We start from the raw sequence: 16,417 nt of genomic DNA, 5'->3' as shown, positions 1-16,417 counted from the left end.
ACCTGATCGGCGTCAGCAGGTGCGCAGTCATCCCGCATCCGGCGCGTGACAGCACGTTTTTATCATGTCGGCGTGTATTCCGGCTGTCCAGCCAGGAAAACTTAGCGCGCCTTCGCCCCAGTATCGGCGTGCTCAGTGACAACTTTAGGCTTTTGCAACAAGGCCTGCCACTGCTGGCGAATGGTTTGCAGTGCCCGTTCGCCACCGAGTTGACCGCGGAACAGCAGCACGCTGCCAAGCACGGTCGCATATTGGATCATCGCCATGCCGCGGGCGCTGCCATCCGCTACCAGGGGTTCCAGCAACCGCGCGGTCTGTTCGACCCTGGCTTCATCCACCGCAGCGACGATGTCGCGAGCGTAGAGGTCGCGCTGGGCAAAGTCGCGGATGGCGAACTCCACCTTCATGCGTTTGAACTCGACCGCTGGCCCCTCGAACATCAGCAGCAGCACGCGTTCCACTTCCTGCTCGGGGCTCAGCTGCGGGTCCAGCCCAGGCTGCCAGTAGCGCAAGCCCTTCATACGCTGGGCTTGCCACTGATCGAGGAATTGGCGAATGAACTGGGGTAGATCCTCGAAATGCCAGTAAAAGCTGCCGCGGGTCACTTTCAGGCGCTTGGCCAGCGGCAGCACCCGCAATTGGTCGAAGCCACCTTCGAGAATCGCGTCGGTAGCGGCGTTGAACCAGTCCTGTGGGGTCAGCACGGCGCGGCCGGTAGGGCGACCGCGGCGACCGGGTTTGCTGGCGGTGGGCATCTTATGGTTCCGGTGAATGTCTCGGCTAAGCATTATAAGTCGGACGAAGCCTGCGTCATATCTATTTCCATACACAATTGACAATACACATGTGTATTGAGATTTTGTGTCCAGGACGGCTGCCATCGCAACCGCATGATCGACACCTCAGGAGTTCGCCATGTACCACCAGACTGAACGCTCGCTGGATCTGCAAAAGCGCGTTTCCGATTTTATGGACGCGCACGTTTTCCCCAATGAGCAGCGTTACGAAGAGGAAATCCGTGCCAACGAGAAGGCCGGAAACGCCTACACTACCGTGCAACTGATGGAAGAGCTGAAGGCCAAGGCACGCGCCGAGGGGCTGTGGAACCTGTTTCTGCCGGAAGCCGAGCACGGTCCGGGTCTGAGCAACATGGAGTACGCTCCGCTGGCCGAGCTGATGGGGCGCGTGCCGGGTATGTGGGCGTCCGAGGTGTTCAACTGCGGCGCGCCGGACACCGGCAACATGGAAGTGTTGGCTCGCTACGGCACCAAGGAACAACAAGAGCGCTGGCTGACCCCGCTGCTGAACGGCGAAATCCGCTCCGCTTTTGCCATGACTGAGCCACTGGTGGCGTCCTCCGATGCGACCAATGTGGAAACCCGCATCGAGCGTGACGGTGACGAGTACGTGATCAACGGCCGCAAGTGGTATATCTCCGGTGCTGCCAACGAGCGCTGCGAGATCATGGTGGTGATGGGCAAGAGCGACCCGGACAACCCCAACCGCCACCAGCAGCAGTCGATGATCCTGGTGCCGATGAACACCCCTGGCGTCACCGTGCTGCGTGATATGGGCTGCTACGGCTATATGGACCCGCCGTATGGCCACCCGGAAATCGTCTTTGACAATGTGCGCGTGCCGGCCAGCAACATGCTGCTGGGCGAAGGCCGCGGCTTCGAGATTGCTCAGGGCCGCCTTGGCCCGGGTCGTATCCATCACTGCATGCGCGTGATCGGTCAGGCCGAACGGGCGCTGGCGCTGATGTGTGAACGTTTGAGCAAGCGTGTGGCGTTCGGCAAGACGCTGGCCGAGCAGGGCGTGTGGCGTGAACGCATCGCCGAGTCGCGGATCATGATCGATCAGGCGCGCTTCCTGGTAATGAATGCCGCGCACCTGATGGATACCGTCGGCAACAAGGTCGCGGCCAAGCAGATCGCGATGATCAAGGTGGCAGCGCCGAACATGGCTTGTCAGGTGATCGACTGGGCCATTCAGGCGCACGGCGCCGGCGGCTTCTCTTCCGACTTCCCGCTGGCCCAGCTGTACGTTTATGCGCGCCACCTGCGCACTGCTGACGGCCCGGACGAAGTCCATCGCAACGCCATCGCCAAGGCCGAGCTCAAGCGCTTCCTCTGAGCCTGGCCACGCACCCGGCGTGCATCGAAAGGTGCACGCCGGGTGTTTTCGTTTCAGTATTGGTCGGCAGCGCACAACAACAAGAACGCAGGAGGTCATGATGACCCGAGTTAATCAGGTATTGGCGGGGTTGAGCCTCGGCCTGCTGCTGGCCGCGCCGATCAGTGCGGCTGAGCAGGTCAGCGTGGACTACGACCTGGTCTACGGCCGGGGGCTGATCGGCGGCGATACGCCCGTCGAACGGGATCTGCGCATGGACTGGTACCGCCCGGCAACCGCGGACGACACGCCGCGGCCGGCGGTGATCATGGCTTTTGGCGGCTCTTTCGTGCGGGGCAGCAAGGGTGATGAGCGCTTCACTGAAAATGGGGCGCAGGACTCCTCCATGGCCGAATACTGTCAGGTCTTCGCCCGGCAGGGCTTCAACTGTTTCTCCATCGAATACCGACTGGCGGGCGAGCGGCCGCTGCTGGCCAAGCCGATTGACGCCGAGCGGCTGATGCCGGAGGCGCTGGCCGTCACCCCGCAGACCACCGCGCGTATCGACATCGCGCGTCAGGCCATCGGTCTGCCGCCGATGGATGACCGGCTGCGTGCCGAGTTCTGGCAGGCGCTGCTGAGCGCCAGCGAGGATATGGAAACCGCCGTCAGTCACGTCCGCAGTCAGGCCGTGCGCTATGGCGTAGACCCTGAGCGAATAGCGCTGGGCGGCTTCTCGGCCGGCGCCATCACGGCGATCAATACCGCCTACGGCCGGCACGTCCCCGTGAAGGCGGTAGTGTCGCTGTCGGGCAGTACCTGGGGATACCTGCTGCCGGGCCATCTGCCCGCGCAGCCGCCAGCACTGCTGCAGTTGGTCGGTCAGGACGACTTGCCTGGAGTCATCCGTGGCAGCGGCGTCGTCGCACGGGCCCTCGACAGCGCCGGTGCAGTGCGTCGGCAGGCTTGGGTGCCGGGCTTTGGTCACTTTTACCCGATGGGCGCGGTCAGTCTGGGGGACGACTTCAGCAGGCTGTCGGTCGAGCAGCGGGTTGTGGGATTCCTGCGCGAGCAGTTGATGGCGGATTGACCCCCGGATACCAACTATTGGGGATGTCCCCCGTCAGCTCATCTGGCAGGCTGCTGGCTGGATTCAAGACGAAAGAGGACGTATTCCGATGACCCTGCGATTTGGCACTGCACTGCTGGTGTGCGCTGTTACGCTGTCCGCTGAGGCGATGGCCGATCAGCCGACTTATGTACTGATGACCGGCCTGTCCGATGGCTATTACGGTTACTCCAATCGCACACCCGAGCAATACCGCTTTATCGCTGTCAGCAATGGCGTGCCAACGTTGTACATGCCGGCTGGCAGCGCCTGTTCATCGAATACGCTTTACTTCAAACAGAGCGAGCGGGGTGATATCTGGGTGCATGAAGGCTCCCCAAACCGGATGGGAAGCCCCTACAGTCAGAACAAGGCATCGCTGCGCGCAGACGCCTTGCTGGCGCGGCCGGACAAGGTCACTACCGCGAACCATCTCGCTTGCCAGGGCGCCGTGCAACGGGGAAATGGCTAGACGAGCGCTGGCGGTAAATAAAAAAGGCGTAGCACTCGGTGCTACGCCTTTTTTCGTTGCCTGCTCGACGCCTGACTCAGTTGCCGATCAGCGCCTCAACCTCGGCAATGCGCGCTTGCAGCGCCTCCATATCCGGGCAGCGCAGGGTGGCGTGGCCGACTTTGCGACCGGCTTTGAAGGCCTTGCCGTAGTGGTGCAGGTGACAGTGCTTGATGGCGCTGACAGCCTCGACGGCCGGTACTTCGCCGATAAAGTTGAGCATCGCGCTTTCACCGACCTTGGCTGTCGAGCCCAGCGGCAGGCCGGCGATGGCGCGCAGGTGGTTTTCGAACTGGCTACATTCGGCGCCTTCGATGGTCCAGTGGCCGGAGTTGTGCACGCGCGGGGCGATCTCGTTGGCTTTCAGGCCACCGTCGACCTCGAAGAATTCGAAGGCCAGCACGCCGACGTAATCCAGTTTGTCGAGCACGCGGCTAACGTAGTCTTCGGCCAGTGCCTGCAACGGATGGGCGGTGCTGGCGACGGACAGCTTGAGGATGCCGTTTTCGTGGGTGTTGTGCACCAGCGGGTAGAAGCGGGTTTCACCGTCGCGGGCACGCACGGCAACCAGCGACACCTCGCCAGTGAAGGGCACAAAGCCTTCCAGAATGCAGGGCACGCTGCCCAGTTCGGCGTAGGCGCCAACCACATCGTCGGGGTGGCGCAGTACTTTCTGGCCCTTGCCGTCATACCCCAGGGTGCGGGTTTTCATCACCGCCGGCAGGCCGATGCGCTTGACCGCGGCATCGAGGTTTTCCTGCGACTGGATGTCGGCAAACTCCGGGGTCGGGATGCCAAGGTCCTGAAACATCGACTTCTCGAACCAGCGGTCGCGGGCGATGCGCAGCGACTCGGCGTTCGGGTAGACCGGGACGAACTGCGCCAGGAAGGCGACGGTTTCGGCCGGGACGCTTTCGAACTCGAAGGTCACCACGTCCACTTCATCTGCCAGCTGGCGGAGGTGATCGGTGTCGCTGTAGTCGGCGCGGATGTGCTCACCGAGGGCCTGGGCACAGGCATCCGGGGCTGGGTCGAGAAACGCGAACTGCTGGCCGAGCGGGGTGCCGGCCAGTGCCAGCATGCGACCCAGTTGTCCACCACCGATGACACCGATCTTCATATCCGATTCCTCAAGCCTGACGCGGGTCTGGGTTGTTCAGCACGTTGTCGGTCTGCTGACTGCGGAAATCCTGCAGCGCCTTGCCGAACTGCGGGTGCTTGCCGCCGAGGATACTGGCCGACAGCAGTGCGGCGTTGACCGCACCGGCCTTGCCGATGGCCAGGGTGGCGACCGGGACGCCAGCCGGCATCTGGACGATCGACAGCAGCGAGTCGACACCGGAGAGCATGGACGACTGGACCGGCACGCCGAGCACCGGCAGATGGGTCTTGGCCGCGCACATACCCGGCAGGTGGGCTGCGCCACCGGCGCCGGCAATAATCACCTCGATCCCGCGGTCGGCCGCTTCTTCAGCGTATTGGAACAGCAGATCAGGCGTGCGGTGGGCAGAAACCACCTTCACTTCGTAGGGAATGCCTAGCTGCTCAAGCATATCGGCCGTATGGCTCAGGGTGGACCAGTCGGACTTGGAGCCCATGATCACGCCAACCAGTGCGGTCATCTGTAGGTGCCTCGCTCATCAGGGCCGCCGTGGCGGCAGAAACCAACAAGCCACGGCAGCGGACTGGCGTGGCTTGCTTGGAGAGTGCAGACCCCGTGGGGTCTGCCGCTAAAACAGACGGCGCAGTATACCCGTAATTGGGCAAATGCAGTAATGCGCCTGTCGGTTAGCGTGTGTTGCGTCCGGGGTAGCGCGCGCGGGGTGTAGCCATTGGCACGGGGCCTTCACCGATCTGGCGGAACTCATTGGTTTCCGCGTCGTAGGCGCGAATATGCGCGGTCTCGATTTCGTATACCCAGCCGTGGATAAACAGTTCGCCGCGGGCCAGCCGTGAGGCTACCGAGGGATGGGTTGCCAAGTGCTGCAACTGGGCGATGACGTTTTCCTCGGTCATCATGGTCAGCTTGTCGTCGCAGCAGTCGCAATTGTCTTCCACCACGATCTTGGCGACCTCCGCGTGGCGCAGCCAGGCCTTGACGGTTGGCAGCGAGTCGAGTGTTTCCGGATTCAGTACTGCCTTCATCGCGCCGCAGTCTGAGTGACCACAGATAATGATGTGTTGTACGTTCAGCGCCAGTACTGCGAACTCGATGGCGGTGGAGACGCCGCCCATCATCTGGCCATAGGGTGGTACCACGTTACCCACGTTGCGGGAGACGAACAGGTCGCCAGGTGCGCTTTGGGTGATCAGCTCCGGCGCGACGCGGGAATCGGCGCAGGTAATGAACATGGCCCGTGGAATCTGTTCGTGGGCCAGTTGTTTGAACAGTTCCTGCTGGGCGGGATAAACCTCGTTACGGAAACGGTTGAAGCCGTCGACGATTTGTTTGAGCGCTTCTTCGGCGCTTTCATTGCGTCTGGAGTCGTTATTCATGTCGCAGTCTCAATCATCAGTTGGGCTGTACGGATAGACGATCAGTTTCTTGGTGACGACACCGGTGCCGGGAGGCACCGGTGCAGTTAAATGTCAGCGGGTGTTTCCACCCGTATCAGAGCAGCACGTCAGGCTTCGATTTCGACCAGAATCTCGCCCGGGTTAACGCGGTCGCCTTTGGCGACGTTAACGGCCTTGACGGTCCCAGCGATGGCCGCCTGGATTTCGCTTTCCATCTTCATGGCTTCGCTGACCAGCACGGCCTGACCGGCCTTGACGGTGTCACCGACCTTGACCAGGACGTCGACCACATTGCCCGGCATGCTGGTGGTGACGTGGCCCGGCTCGCTGGCCTGCTTGCGCTTGCTGCCACCCTCACCGACGAAGGCGTTGAGCGGCTCGAACACTACTTCTTCCGGCATGCCGTCGAGGCTGAGGTAGAAGTGGCGTTTGCCGTCGCCCTTGACGCCGACACCGGTGATATCAACCCGGTAGGACTCGCCGTGCACGTCGATGATGAACTCGGTCGGTACGCCTTCGCTGGTTGCGGCCGGTGAGCCTTCACCCGGCGCCGGCAGCAGCTGCTCGGGTTTCAGGGTACCGGCTTCGCGTTCTTCAAGGAACTTGCGGCCAATGTCCGGGAACATGGCGAAGGTCAGCACGTCTTCTTCTGATTTGGCCAGGGCGTCGACTTCACCGCGCAGGCGGTCCATTTCCGGCTTGATCAGGTCGGCCGGGCGGACGTCAATGACCTCCTCACCGCCGATGGCCTGACGGCGCAGCTTCTCGTTGACGGTACCCGGTGCCTGACCGTAACGGCCCTGCAGGTAGAGCTTCACTTCGTTGGTGATGGTCTTGTAGCGTTCGCCAGCCAGCACGTTGAACACCGCCTGGGTGCCGACGATCTGCGAAGTCGGGGTGACCAGCGGCGGGAAGCCGAGGTCTTCACGTACGCGCGGGATCTCCGCAAACACGTCCTGGATGCGATCCAGTGCGCCTTGCTCCTTCAACTGGTTGGCCAGGTTGGACATCATGCCGCCCGGCACCTGGTTGACCTGTACGCGGGTGTCTACGCCGGTGAAGTCGCTTTCGAACTGGTGATACTTCTTGCGCACGGCGTGGAAGTACATGCCGATTTCCTGCAGCAGTTCCAGATCCAGGCCGGTGTCGTACGGGGTGCCTTTCAGCGCGGCAACCATCGACTCGGTGCCCGGGTGGCTGGTGCCCCAGGCCATCGAGGAGATGGCGGTGTCGATGTGGTCAGCGCCATTTTCGATTGCCTTGAGCTGACACATGGAGGCCAGGCCGGCGGTGTCGTGCGAATGGATGAACACCGGCAAGTCGAGCTCGGCTTTCAGCGCCTTGACCAGCTCGCCGGTGGCGAACGGGGTCAGCAGACCAGCCATGTCCTTGATGGCGATGGAGTCGATGCCCATCGCCGCCATGTCTTTCGCCTGTTTGACGAAGGTGTCGACGGTATGCACCGGGCTGGTGGTGTACGCGATGGTGCCCTGGGCGTGCTTGCCGGCCGCCTTGACCGCTTCGATGGCGACCTTGAGGTTGCGTACGTCGTTCATGGCATCAAAGATGCGGAACACGTCGATACCGTTCTCGGCTGCCTTGGCGACGAAGGCGCGAACCACGTCGTCGCTGTAGTGACGGTAGCCAAGCAGGTTCTGGCCGCGCAGCAGCATTTGCAGACGGGTGTTTGGCAGCGCCTTGCGCAGGGTGCGCAGGCGCTCCCACGGATCTTCTTTCAGAAAGCGGACGCAGGCGTCGAAGGTCGCGCCGCCCCAGACTTCCAGCGACCAGTAGCCGACCTGATCCAGCTTGTCGCAGATCGGCAGCATGTCTTCGGTACGCAGACGGGTGGCCAGCAGGGACTGGTGGGCGTCGCGCAGGATGGTATCGGTAACGGTAATTTTGCGTGTAGTGCTCATTCTCTGTTCCTCGTCAGCGGCAAGCCATCAGCTGGCCGCCAGTGTCATAGTCCGGCGTGGGCGGCAATCGCGGCAGCGATGGCGAGCGCCAGCTCCTCGGGTTTGCGTTTGATCGAGTAGTTCAGCAGCTCGGGGTGGGCTTCCACGAAGCTGGTGTTGAACACGCCGGAGCGGAACTCGGCATTACGCAGGATCTCCTGGTAGTACGGGGTCGTGGTCTTGACCCCCTGCAGGCGCATGTCGTCCAGCGCGCGCAGGCCACGGTCCAGCGCCTCTTCCCAGGTCATGGCCCAGACAATCAGCTTCAGACACATGGAGTCGAAGTTCGGCGGAATGGTGTAACCGGTGTAGATCGCGGTATCGACCCGCACGCCCGGACCGCCCGGTGCGTAGTAGCGGGTGACCTTGCCGAAGGAGGGGAAGAAGTTGTTCTTCGGGTCCTCGGCGTTGATCCGGAACTGGATGGCAAAACCCTGATGCTGAACGTCTTCCTGCTTGATCGACAGCGGTAGGCCGGAGGCGATGCGGATTTGTTCGCGAACGATGTCGACGCCGGTGATCTGCTCGGTAATGGTGTGCTCGACCTGAACCCGGGTATTCATTTCCATGAAATACACTTCGTCGTCGGCCAGCAGGAACTCGACGGTGCCCGCGTTCTCGTAACCGACCGCCTGCGCGGCCTTGACCGCCAGGTCGCCAATGTAGGCGCGCTGTTCCGGGGTCAGCTGCGGGCTGGGCGCGATCTCGATCAGCTTCTGGTTGCGGCGCTGGATCGAGCAGTCACGCTCGAACAGGTGCACGGTGTTGCCGAAGCTGTCGGCGAGAATCTGCGCTTCGATGTGTTTCGGGTTGACGATGCACTTCTCGAGGAAGACTTCCGCGCTGCCGAAGGCCTTGGTGGCTTCGGAGATGACCCGCGGGTAGGCCGATTGCAGCTCTTCGCGGTTGTTGCAACGACGGATACCGCGACCACCACCACCGGACGTTGCCTTGAGCATGACGGGGTAGCCGACGCGCTCGGCTTCGCGCAGCGCCTCGTCGAGATCCGCCAGGTTGCCTTCGGTACCGGGGGTGACCGGTACGCCGGCGGCAATCATGCTGCGGCGGGCCTCGGTCTTGTCGCCCATGCGGGTAATGACCTCGGCCGCCGGGCCGATGAACTTGATGCCGCGCTCGGCGCAGATCTTCGCCAGCTCGGCATTCTCGGAGAGAAAACCGTAGCCCGGGTGCAGGGCGTCGCAGCCGGTTTCTACCGCCAGGTTAACCAGCTGGCGCGGGTTGAGATAACCCGCCAGCGGGTCGCTGCCGACGTTGTAGGATTCGTCCGCACGCTTGACGTGCAGGGCATAGCGATCGGGATCGGTGTAGACCGCGACCGAGGTGATGCCCATCTCCGCGCAAGCGCGGACGATGCGAACGGCAATCTCGCCCCGGTTGGCAATCAGAATTTTCTTGATCACGTACGCGTTCCTCGTGTGGGTGATCGAGTGGATGCGTTGAACATTTTGCGTACCGCGACCGGAATGCGTGGTCCCGGCGCGACACATTGCAAAATGTTTCCCGCATACCCTAAGCGGACGCCTCTATTCTGTGAAATGAATAATACTTGGCTTATGTATAAGTAATTACTTATATATACTGCAGCCATGCAAAGCGGCTTCCCATTCAAGGTAGACCATGCGCAAATCCTTGCTACGAATGACCCTCCGTCAACTGCAGGTGTTTCGGGCGGTTTGTGAGCACCGCTCCTATAGCCGTGCGGCCGAAACCATGGCGCTGACTCAGCCGGCGGTCAGCCTGCAGATACGCCAGCTTGAAGAGCAGGTTGGCCTGCCGCTGTTCGAGTATGTCGGCCGCAAGCTGTACCTGACCGAAGCCGCTGAATCGCTGCTGGAAACCACGGCTGATATCTTTGACCGTCTCGATAGCCTCGACATGAACCTGTCGACGCTGGAGGGCAGCCTGCGTGGCGAGTTGCGTCTGGCGGCGGCGAGCAGTGTGCAGTACGTGCTGCCACATCTGCTGGCGGCGTTTCGTCAGCGCTATTCACAGGTTACCTTCCGCCTGGACGTGGCCAGCCGCGCACAGATCATTCAGCGCCTGGCCGACAACCGCGATGATCTGGTGATCATGGGGTTGGTGCCGGCGGACCGCGCGCTGGAGTTCTTCCCGTTCCTCAACAACCCGATCGTGGCAGTGGCGCGAGCGGATCATCCGCTCGCGCGGCAGAGTCAGATTCCGCTGGCTAGACTGGAAGAGGAAATGGTCCTGCAGCGCGAGAGCGGCTCGGGCATCCGCAAGGCCTGTGACGAGTTTCTTCAGCTCAAGCGGGTGCATCTCGGACAGACCATGCAGCTCGGGTCGACCGAAGCGCTGGTGCAGGGTGCAATTGCCGGGTTGGGGGTAGCGCTGGTGCCGGGGCATGCAGCGGCGGCCTGGATACGACAGGGGGAACTGGTCTGCCTCAATATCAGCGAACTGCCGCTCAAGCGCAGCTGGTGTGCGGTGCACGCCCGGGGCAAGCGCCTGAGCCCGGTGGCCGAAGCCTTCCTCTCCTTCTTGCGCGAGGAGAAGGCTCTGATTCGGCAACTGGCAGAACCCTTCGAACCGCCGCTTGCGGCTCAGTAGTGGCGCTGTGAGCGATGGAAGTCGGTCTGCCCGAGCAGCTCGGGAAAGTCGCTGAAGGAGGCCTGCAGCGCCTGACTTTCGCGGTAGTCTTCGATCGCACGGCGATAGGCCATGCGCTTTTTGTCTTCGTTGCGACGGCGTTCGCGACGTTGGTCCGCGGCGGAGTTGAAATCACCTGCAAATTCCGGATCAAAGGCCATGTTGGCAGCTCCCGAGTCAGTGGTGTTCTGGCTTCACGAGCTAAGCATGCGACCACAGCATGACGCGGTGATGACAGCCGCTGAGGAGTACAACCATGTTTGAACTGGACCGTCATCTGGCTCAGCAGATCGTCGACCGGGCGATGGCCATCCTGCCCTACAACGTCAATGTGATGGACCGCCAGGGGGTGATCATCGGCAGCGGTGACGTCGAGCGCATCGACAGCCGGCACGAGGGCGCGCAACTGGTACTCGCCAATCAGCGGGTGGTGGCGCTCGACACGCAGGCCGCCGCCTGTCTGCAGGGCGTCAAACCAGGCATCAATCTGCCTCTGCTGCACGCCGGTCGACTGGTCGGTGTGTTGGGCATTACCGGTGAACCTGAGCAGGTGCGGCCGTTTGCCGAGTTGCTGCGCATGACCGCCGAGATGCTGGTCGAGCAGAGTGTGCTGCAGGCCGAACAGCATTGGCGCGGACAGCAGCAGGAGGCCTGGCTGGTCAACCTGCTGGAGCGCGGCTACCCGGTGGCCAGTCTGGCGGATGACGCCGAGCGGTTGCGTATGCGCTGGAAGTGGCCGCTACAGGGCTGTCTGTTGTGTCTGGCAGCGGAAAGCGATCATCAGCATTCCCAGGGACAGCTGGTGACCCAGATGCGCGCCCGCCACCCGCACGACATCATCTTGCCGTTGGGGCTGCACGAGGTGCTCTGGCTGCGCAGCGGCAAGCCGCAAGCGCCCCGCCCCAGCTGGCTGGAGCAGGCCGATCAGCGCGACTGGCCGGTGGGGCGGATACTGCTGGCCGAGGCAGTTGAATCGCTGGCGGATCTGCGCGAGGCGACCGAAGCGCTAATCAACCTGCGTGACTATGTGCAGGAGATGCGGGTGTCCGAAAGGATGGTCAGTCTGGCGGAGTTTCGGCTGGCGGTGCTGCTGCATCAGCAGCAGGGCAGCTGGACGGTGCAGCAGCTGTTGGCACCGATTCAGCCGCTGCGTAGGGCTGATGCAAACGGCCAGTTGATAGCGACCTTGCGCAGTTGGTTGCAGCACAACGGTCATGCGCAAGCCTGTGCCGCGCAGCTGCAGGTGCACCGCAATACCCTTCGCTATCGACTTGATCGCATCGCCGAGATTACTGGCCTGGAGCTGGATCGCATGAACGATCGGATGCTGTTGAGTATTGGGTTGGCGTTGTTTCCGGAGTAGCTGGGCGGCGGCTGCTGCTCCGTTGATGATCGTTCCCTCGCTCTTGCGTAGGAACGCCTGCATGGACGCTCTGCGTCCGGTTTGGTGTTGTCTTTCTTGCTGGGTTTTTGCCTGATAACTCGCTTTTCGCCTTTTACGGCGAGCCAAGGGGGGCCGCTTGCCCGGCCCCCCAGGGGAAGCGCTATCCCATTCCACACGCCCTCTGCGAGCGCTCAAGCATGTAGATGCAAGGCGCGATGTGCAGCCAATAGTGGTTCTATTGGCAAGCAGCGCAACGCAGTCAGATGCATGCTTGAGTACTCGCCCTGCGGGGTGTTCAGGCCGGTCCGCACTCTGCGTTGTGATTTCTCGACAGGTCCCGACATGCCTTCGAAACCACGCCTTGATTGCGGCCCGGCCTGAACGCCAGAGGGCATGTGGAATGGGATAGCGATTCCCTGAATCCCCCCGGGCACCCGACTACGCGGCCCTTCGGGTTCGCTGCGTTGCTCGGGCTGACGGGGATCGGCAGAACTCGTCGCTGCGCTCCTCAGACATGCTGCCGCTCTTTTTCCCGTCATCCCTGCGCTACTCGCCCGCGTAAACGGGACGAACCCCGGGTGCACACTTCACCATCCAAGTACTGATCGTTCCTACGCTCCCGCGTGGGAGCGCTTGTCAGGACGCTCTGCGTCCTGTTTGCTCTGGATGCTCGCCTTGCGCTCTAGGGCCGCTAACCAGAGCGGATCTACCCGGTTTCAGGTTCATTGCTATTGGGCGGGTGAACAAGAATGCATTGCTAATTCCCGTCTATTGTTGTGCGTGGGCATAAGGCTTTTGTCCCGCAGGCTGGGTGACAATGGCCGTTGTCATCGCCGCCCATCGCGGCAAACACAATAAAAAGGAGTTCAGCATGGGTCTGGTACTGATTCTGGTCGCCCTGATTGCCTTTATCGTTCTGGCGACATCGCGCCTCAAGTTACACCCCTTTCTTGCCTTGCTGGCCGCTGCGCTGCTGGCGGGTTTCGCCTATCAGGTGCCGGCCATGGAGATCGTCAAAACGATCACCGGTGGTTTTGGCGGCATCCTTAGTTATATCGGCATTGTCATTGTGCTGGGTACCATCATCGGCGTGATTCTCGAGCGTAGCGGTGCCGCAATCACCATGGCGGAGACGGTGATCAAGCTGCTGGGGGAGCGCTTCCCGACGCTGACCATGTCGATCATCGGCTATCTGGTTTCGATCCCGGTGTTTTGTGATTCGGGCTACGTCATCCTCAACTCGCTAAAGAATGCCCTGGCGGCTCGCATGAAGGTCTCGGTGATCGCCATGAGTGTGGCGCTGGCGACCGGGCTCTATGCTTCCCATACCTTTGTGCCGCCGACCCCCGGCCCGATTGCGGCGGCGGGTAATTTGGGCCTGGAAAACAATCTCGGCCTGGTGATTCTGGTCGGTCTGGTGGTGTCGCTGGTGACGGCTTTTGCCGGCATGTGGTGGGCCAACCGGTTCATCGGCAAGGACATTCCGCTGGAAGACAATGGCGCCCACGTGATGGACGCTGAAGACTACGCCCAGATCCGTGCCAAATACGGTGTGTTGCCGAGCGCGACCAAGGCCTTTGCGCCGATCTTTCTGCCGATCGGCCTGATCTGTCTGGGCACCCTGGCCAATCTGCCGGCCAAACCGGTGGGCGAGGGCTTCGTCTACACTCTGCTGGCGTTCCTCGGCCAGCCGGTGGTGGCACTCGCGGTTGGCCTGGCTCTGGCCTGCACACTATTGCGCTCGGACAACAAACGTCAGGAGTTTCATGATCGCGTCGTTGAGGGCATTCAGGCGGCCGCACCGATCCTGTTGATCACCGGTGCTGGCGGTGCCTTTGGCGCGATGCTCAAGGTGACGCCGCTGGGTGACTATCTGGGAGCGACCCTGTCGGCGCTCGGGATCGGCCTGTTTATGCCGTTTGTGGTCTCTGCCGCGCTGAAGTCGGCACAGGGCTCGACCACGGTGGCGCTGGTGACTACCTCGGCGCTGGTTGCACCGCTGCTGCCGGAGCTGGGTTTGGATAGTGAAATGGGCCGGGTGCTCTGCGTGATGGCCATTGGTGCCGGCGCGATGACCGTGTCCCACGCCAACGACAGCTTCTTCTGGGTCGTGACCCAGTTCAGTCGCATGAGCGTGGGCACCGCTTACCGTGCACAAACGCTCGGCACCCTGATGCAGGGAATTGCCGGGATCATTACTGTTTGGCTGCTGAGCCTGGTACTGCTCTGATGAAAGTGTTGATTGCCCCTGATTCCTTCAAGGAAAGTTTGAGCGCCCGTGCCGTCGCCGAAGCCATTGCGGCGGGTTGGGCGCGGGTCTATCCCGATGCCGAGCTGCGGCTCTGTCCGATGGCCGACGGCGGTGAAGGAACGGTGGACGCGGTCTTGGCTGCCACCGGGGGGGAGCGTCAACAGACCGAGGTTGCCGGTCCGTTGGGTGATCGGGTCGTCGCCACCTGGGGGTTGTTGCCTGGCCAGCGGGCAGTGATCGAGATGGCTGAGGCCAGTGGCCTGCATCGGGTCGAGCCGGCGCGACGCGATGTGCTGAGCGCGAGCAGCTTTGGCACCGGTGAGCTGATCCGCGCCGCGCTGGATGCGGGGGTACGGCGCATCGTGCTGGGCCTTGGCGGCAGCGCTACCAATGATGGTGGTGCCGGTCTGTTGTGCGCACTTGGTGTGCGCATGCTGGATATTGACGGCCAGGAGTTGCCGCCGGGTGGCGCCGCACTGGCGCAGTTGCGACATATTGACCTGACCGGACTCGACACCCGGCTGGCCCAGGTCGAAGTGTTGGTTGCCGCCGATGTGGATAACCCGTTATGTGGGCCGCGTGGCGCTTCGGCGGTATTTGGCCCGCAGAAGGGCGCGAGCCCGGCGCAGGTTGAACAGCTGGATGCTGCGCTGGCGCATTACGCCGACGTGATGGCGGCAACCCTGGGTGAGGATCTGCGCGATCAGCCCGGTGTCGGCGCTGCCGGTGGTCTCGGCTTTGCCGCTCGTGCGGTGCTCAAGGCAGCGTTCCAGCCGGGGGTGCAGCTGGTTGCCGAGCTGGCCGGTCTGGTTGAGGCGTTGGAGGATGCCGACCTGGTGATCACCGGCGAAGGCCGACTGGATGGCCAGAGCCTGCATGGCAAGACCCCGGTTGGTGTGGCGCGTCTGGCCAGGGCCGCCGGTGTGCCGGTGATTGCTCTGGCCGGCAGTCTTGGCGAGGGTTACCAGCGGCTCTACGCCGAGGGCATCGGTGCCGCCTTCAGTCTGGCTCCTGGCCCGTTGAGTCTGGAGCAGGCCATGGCCGAAGCCGGCCTGCAGCTCAGCGCCCGCGCCGCCGACCTGGCTCGGTTGTGGCAGATTGCCGGGCGGGCACCGAATGGGTGAGTCTTAGCCTTCTGGCACGTAGATCATGCGTCCGTCATCCAGCCGGTAGGTAACACCGGCGCGTGCGCCCTGACCCTCGCCCATTTCCCCGCTGGACTCGTACCGGGTCAGCTCCTGTCCGTCCTTGACGGTAATGCGCATATTGTCCTCCCCCGGATTTTCGACCACCACTACCCGCTCCTCGGAGAAGGGGTTGAGCGGATTCTGCGCGATCACCACCATCAGCATACCGATGATCACCAGAAACAGGTCGATCAGGTTGACCACCGAGAGCATCGGATCGTCGTCATCTTCGTCCAGGAAGCGCATCAGTTTGCCCCTTGGCGGCTACGCTGCTGCTCCAGCTGGCGCAGGTCTTCCAGCAACCAGCGACGGCGTACGGTGAGCATGAAGTAGCAGAGGCTGGCGGCCAGCAGGGCGAGGATCACCGCCGAGAAGGCCGCGACCATGTTGCGGCCGACCGCCTGCGCATCATTGTTACCCAGTGCCAGTAGCGCCGGCCCCATGGGAATCATGGTGGCGATCAGCCCGAGCATGGGGGCGGTACGGGAGACCACACGCAGCCATTCCAGCCGGCGCATGATCCACAGCTCCAGATCATCGCTCGCCACCGGCGTGCCATCGGCTGCGGTGGCCTGTTGCAACAGCGCAGCCTGATGACGGTTACGGCTGCGTTGCCAGGCCTCGACGGCAAAGGCGCCGAGGGTCACCAGTGCGTAGGCCAGGGCCAGGGCGATGAGCAACATGACCGGGGCAAGAAACAGGCGGGATACGGCGTATAACAGGTGTTCAATGTCGGTAAAAAAGCTCATGTCGGTCAG

Annotated in this window: 16 protein-coding genes; 7 read left to right on the top strand and 9 right to left on the bottom strand. The window is 62.5% G+C overall.

Annotated elements, in window-relative coordinates; all coding sequences use genetic code 11:
* Positions 1 to 101: 101 nt before the first annotated feature.
* On the bottom strand, positions 102 to 755 hold the full coding sequence (locus C1949_RS01425) for a TetR/AcrR family transcriptional regulator (protein ID WP_170062975.1): 654 nt from the start codon (positions 753 to 755) through the stop codon (positions 102 to 104).
* A gap of 160 nt (positions 756 to 915) precedes the next feature.
* Here C1949_RS01425 and C1949_RS01420 point away from each other — a divergent pair, with 160 nt between their 5' ends.
* The 3 genes from C1949_RS01420 (at position 916) to C1949_RS01410 (ending at position 3,695) form a co-directional block, all read left to right on the top strand.
* Entirely contained in the window at positions 916 to 2,136 is a 1,221-nt protein-coding gene (locus C1949_RS01420) for an acyl-CoA dehydrogenase family protein (protein ID WP_104736678.1), read from the top strand.
* A gap of 100 nt (positions 2,137 to 2,236) precedes the next feature.
* Positions 2,237 to 3,205 (top strand): alpha/beta hydrolase, encoded by a 969-nt coding sequence (locus tag C1949_RS01415; RefSeq protein ID WP_104736677.1) that lies wholly within the window; start codon positions 2,237 to 2,239, stop codon positions 3,203 to 3,205.
* A gap of 88 nt (positions 3,206 to 3,293) precedes the next feature.
* Positions 3,294 to 3,695, top strand: coding sequence for a hypothetical protein (locus C1949_RS01410; protein ID WP_104736676.1), 402 nt, complete (start codon positions 3,294 to 3,296; stop codon positions 3,693 to 3,695).
* 76 nt (positions 3,696 to 3,771) lie between these two features.
* Here C1949_RS01410 and C1949_RS01405 read toward each other — a convergent pair whose 3' ends face one another.
* The 5 genes from C1949_RS01405 to C1949_RS01385 form a co-directional block, all read right to left on the bottom strand.
* Complete coding sequence (locus tag C1949_RS01405; protein ID WP_104736675.1) at positions 3,772 to 4,854, bottom strand: 5-(carboxyamino)imidazole ribonucleotide synthase; 1,083 nt, start codon at positions 4,852 to 4,854, stop codon at positions 3,772 to 3,774.
* Between the two features lie 10 nt (positions 4,855 to 4,864).
* Positions 4,865 to 5,356: a 5-(carboxyamino)imidazole ribonucleotide mutase gene (purE, locus tag C1949_RS01400; RefSeq protein ID WP_096005017.1), complete on the bottom strand. Its 492-nt coding sequence runs from the start codon at positions 5,354 to 5,356 to the stop codon at positions 4,865 to 4,867.
* 166 nt (positions 5,357 to 5,522) lie between these two features.
* Complete coding sequence (locus C1949_RS01395; RefSeq protein WP_104736674.1) at positions 5,523 to 6,230, bottom strand: carbonic anhydrase; 708 nt, start codon at positions 6,228 to 6,230, stop codon at positions 5,523 to 5,525.
* A 128-nt stretch (positions 6,231 to 6,358) separates the two neighbouring features.
* The gene (oadA, locus tag C1949_RS01390) at positions 6,359 to 8,170 is read right to left on the bottom strand and encodes a sodium-extruding oxaloacetate decarboxylase subunit alpha (RefSeq protein ID WP_104736673.1); all 1,812 of its coding nucleotides are present in this window, start codon (positions 8,168 to 8,170) and stop codon (positions 6,359 to 6,361) included.
* A gap of 44 nt (positions 8,171 to 8,214) precedes the next feature.
* The gene (locus C1949_RS01385) at positions 8,215 to 9,630 is read right to left on the bottom strand and encodes an acetyl-CoA carboxylase biotin carboxylase subunit (protein ID WP_104736672.1); all 1,416 of its coding nucleotides are present in this window, start codon (positions 9,628 to 9,630) and stop codon (positions 8,215 to 8,217) included.
* A 217-nt stretch (positions 9,631 to 9,847) separates the two neighbouring features.
* Between C1949_RS01385 and C1949_RS01380 the strand changes: the two genes are divergently transcribed.
* Positions 9,848 to 10,798, top strand: coding sequence for a LysR family transcriptional regulator (locus C1949_RS01380; protein ID WP_104736671.1), 951 nt, complete (start codon positions 9,848 to 9,850; stop codon positions 10,796 to 10,798).
* Here the strand turns inward: C1949_RS01380 and C1949_RS01375 are convergent.
* On the bottom strand, positions 10,792 to 10,998 hold the full coding sequence (locus tag C1949_RS01375) for a PA3496 family putative envelope integrity protein (protein WP_104736670.1): 207 nt from the start codon (positions 10,996 to 10,998) through the stop codon (positions 10,792 to 10,794). The two genes, C1949_RS01380 and C1949_RS01375, sit on opposite strands and share 7 nt — an antisense overlap.
* A gap of 95 nt (positions 10,999 to 11,093) precedes the next feature.
* Here C1949_RS01375 and C1949_RS01370 point away from each other — a divergent pair, with 95 nt between their 5' ends.
* The 3 genes from C1949_RS01370 (at position 11,094) to C1949_RS01360 (ending at position 15,596) form a co-directional block, all read left to right on the top strand.
* The gene (locus tag C1949_RS01370; RefSeq protein ID WP_104736669.1) at positions 11,094 to 12,200 is read left to right on the top strand and encodes a sugar diacid recognition domain-containing protein; all 1,107 of its coding nucleotides are present in this window, start codon (positions 11,094 to 11,096) and stop codon (positions 12,198 to 12,200) included.
* A gap of 892 nt (positions 12,201 to 13,092) precedes the next feature.
* The gene (locus C1949_RS01365; RefSeq protein ID WP_104736835.1) at positions 13,093 to 14,451 is read left to right on the top strand and encodes a GntP family permease; all 1,359 of its coding nucleotides are present in this window, start codon (positions 13,093 to 13,095) and stop codon (positions 14,449 to 14,451) included.
* Entirely contained in the window at positions 14,451 to 15,596 is a 1,146-nt protein-coding gene (locus C1949_RS01360) for a glycerate kinase (protein ID WP_104736668.1), read from the top strand. The genes C1949_RS01365 and C1949_RS01360 overlap by 1 nt, the downstream gene beginning before the upstream one ends.
* Positions 15,597 to 15,599: 3 nt before the next feature.
* Here the strand turns inward: C1949_RS01360 and C1949_RS01355 are convergent, their stop codons facing one another.
* Together C1949_RS01355 and C1949_RS01350 are read right to left on the bottom strand one after the other, a co-directional pair.
* On the bottom strand, positions 15,600 to 15,905 hold the full coding sequence (locus tag C1949_RS01355; RefSeq protein ID WP_104736667.1) for a DUF2149 domain-containing protein: 306 nt from the start codon (positions 15,903 to 15,905) through the stop codon (positions 15,600 to 15,602).
* Entirely contained in the window at positions 15,905 to 16,408 is a 504-nt protein-coding gene (locus C1949_RS01350) for a MotA/TolQ/ExbB proton channel family protein (RefSeq protein ID WP_104736666.1), read from the bottom strand. The genes C1949_RS01355 and C1949_RS01350 overlap by 1 nt, the downstream gene beginning before the upstream one ends.
* Between the last annotated feature and the right edge of the window lie 9 nt (positions 16,409 to 16,417).

This window comes from Halopseudomonas oceani, assembly GCF_002903165.1.
Taxonomy (GTDB): domain Bacteria; phylum Pseudomonadota; class Gammaproteobacteria; order Pseudomonadales; family Pseudomonadaceae; genus Halopseudomonas; species Halopseudomonas oceani.
The sequence above is the reverse complement of the archived record's forward strand: the minus strand, read 5'-3'. Positions and strand labels throughout refer to the sequence as shown.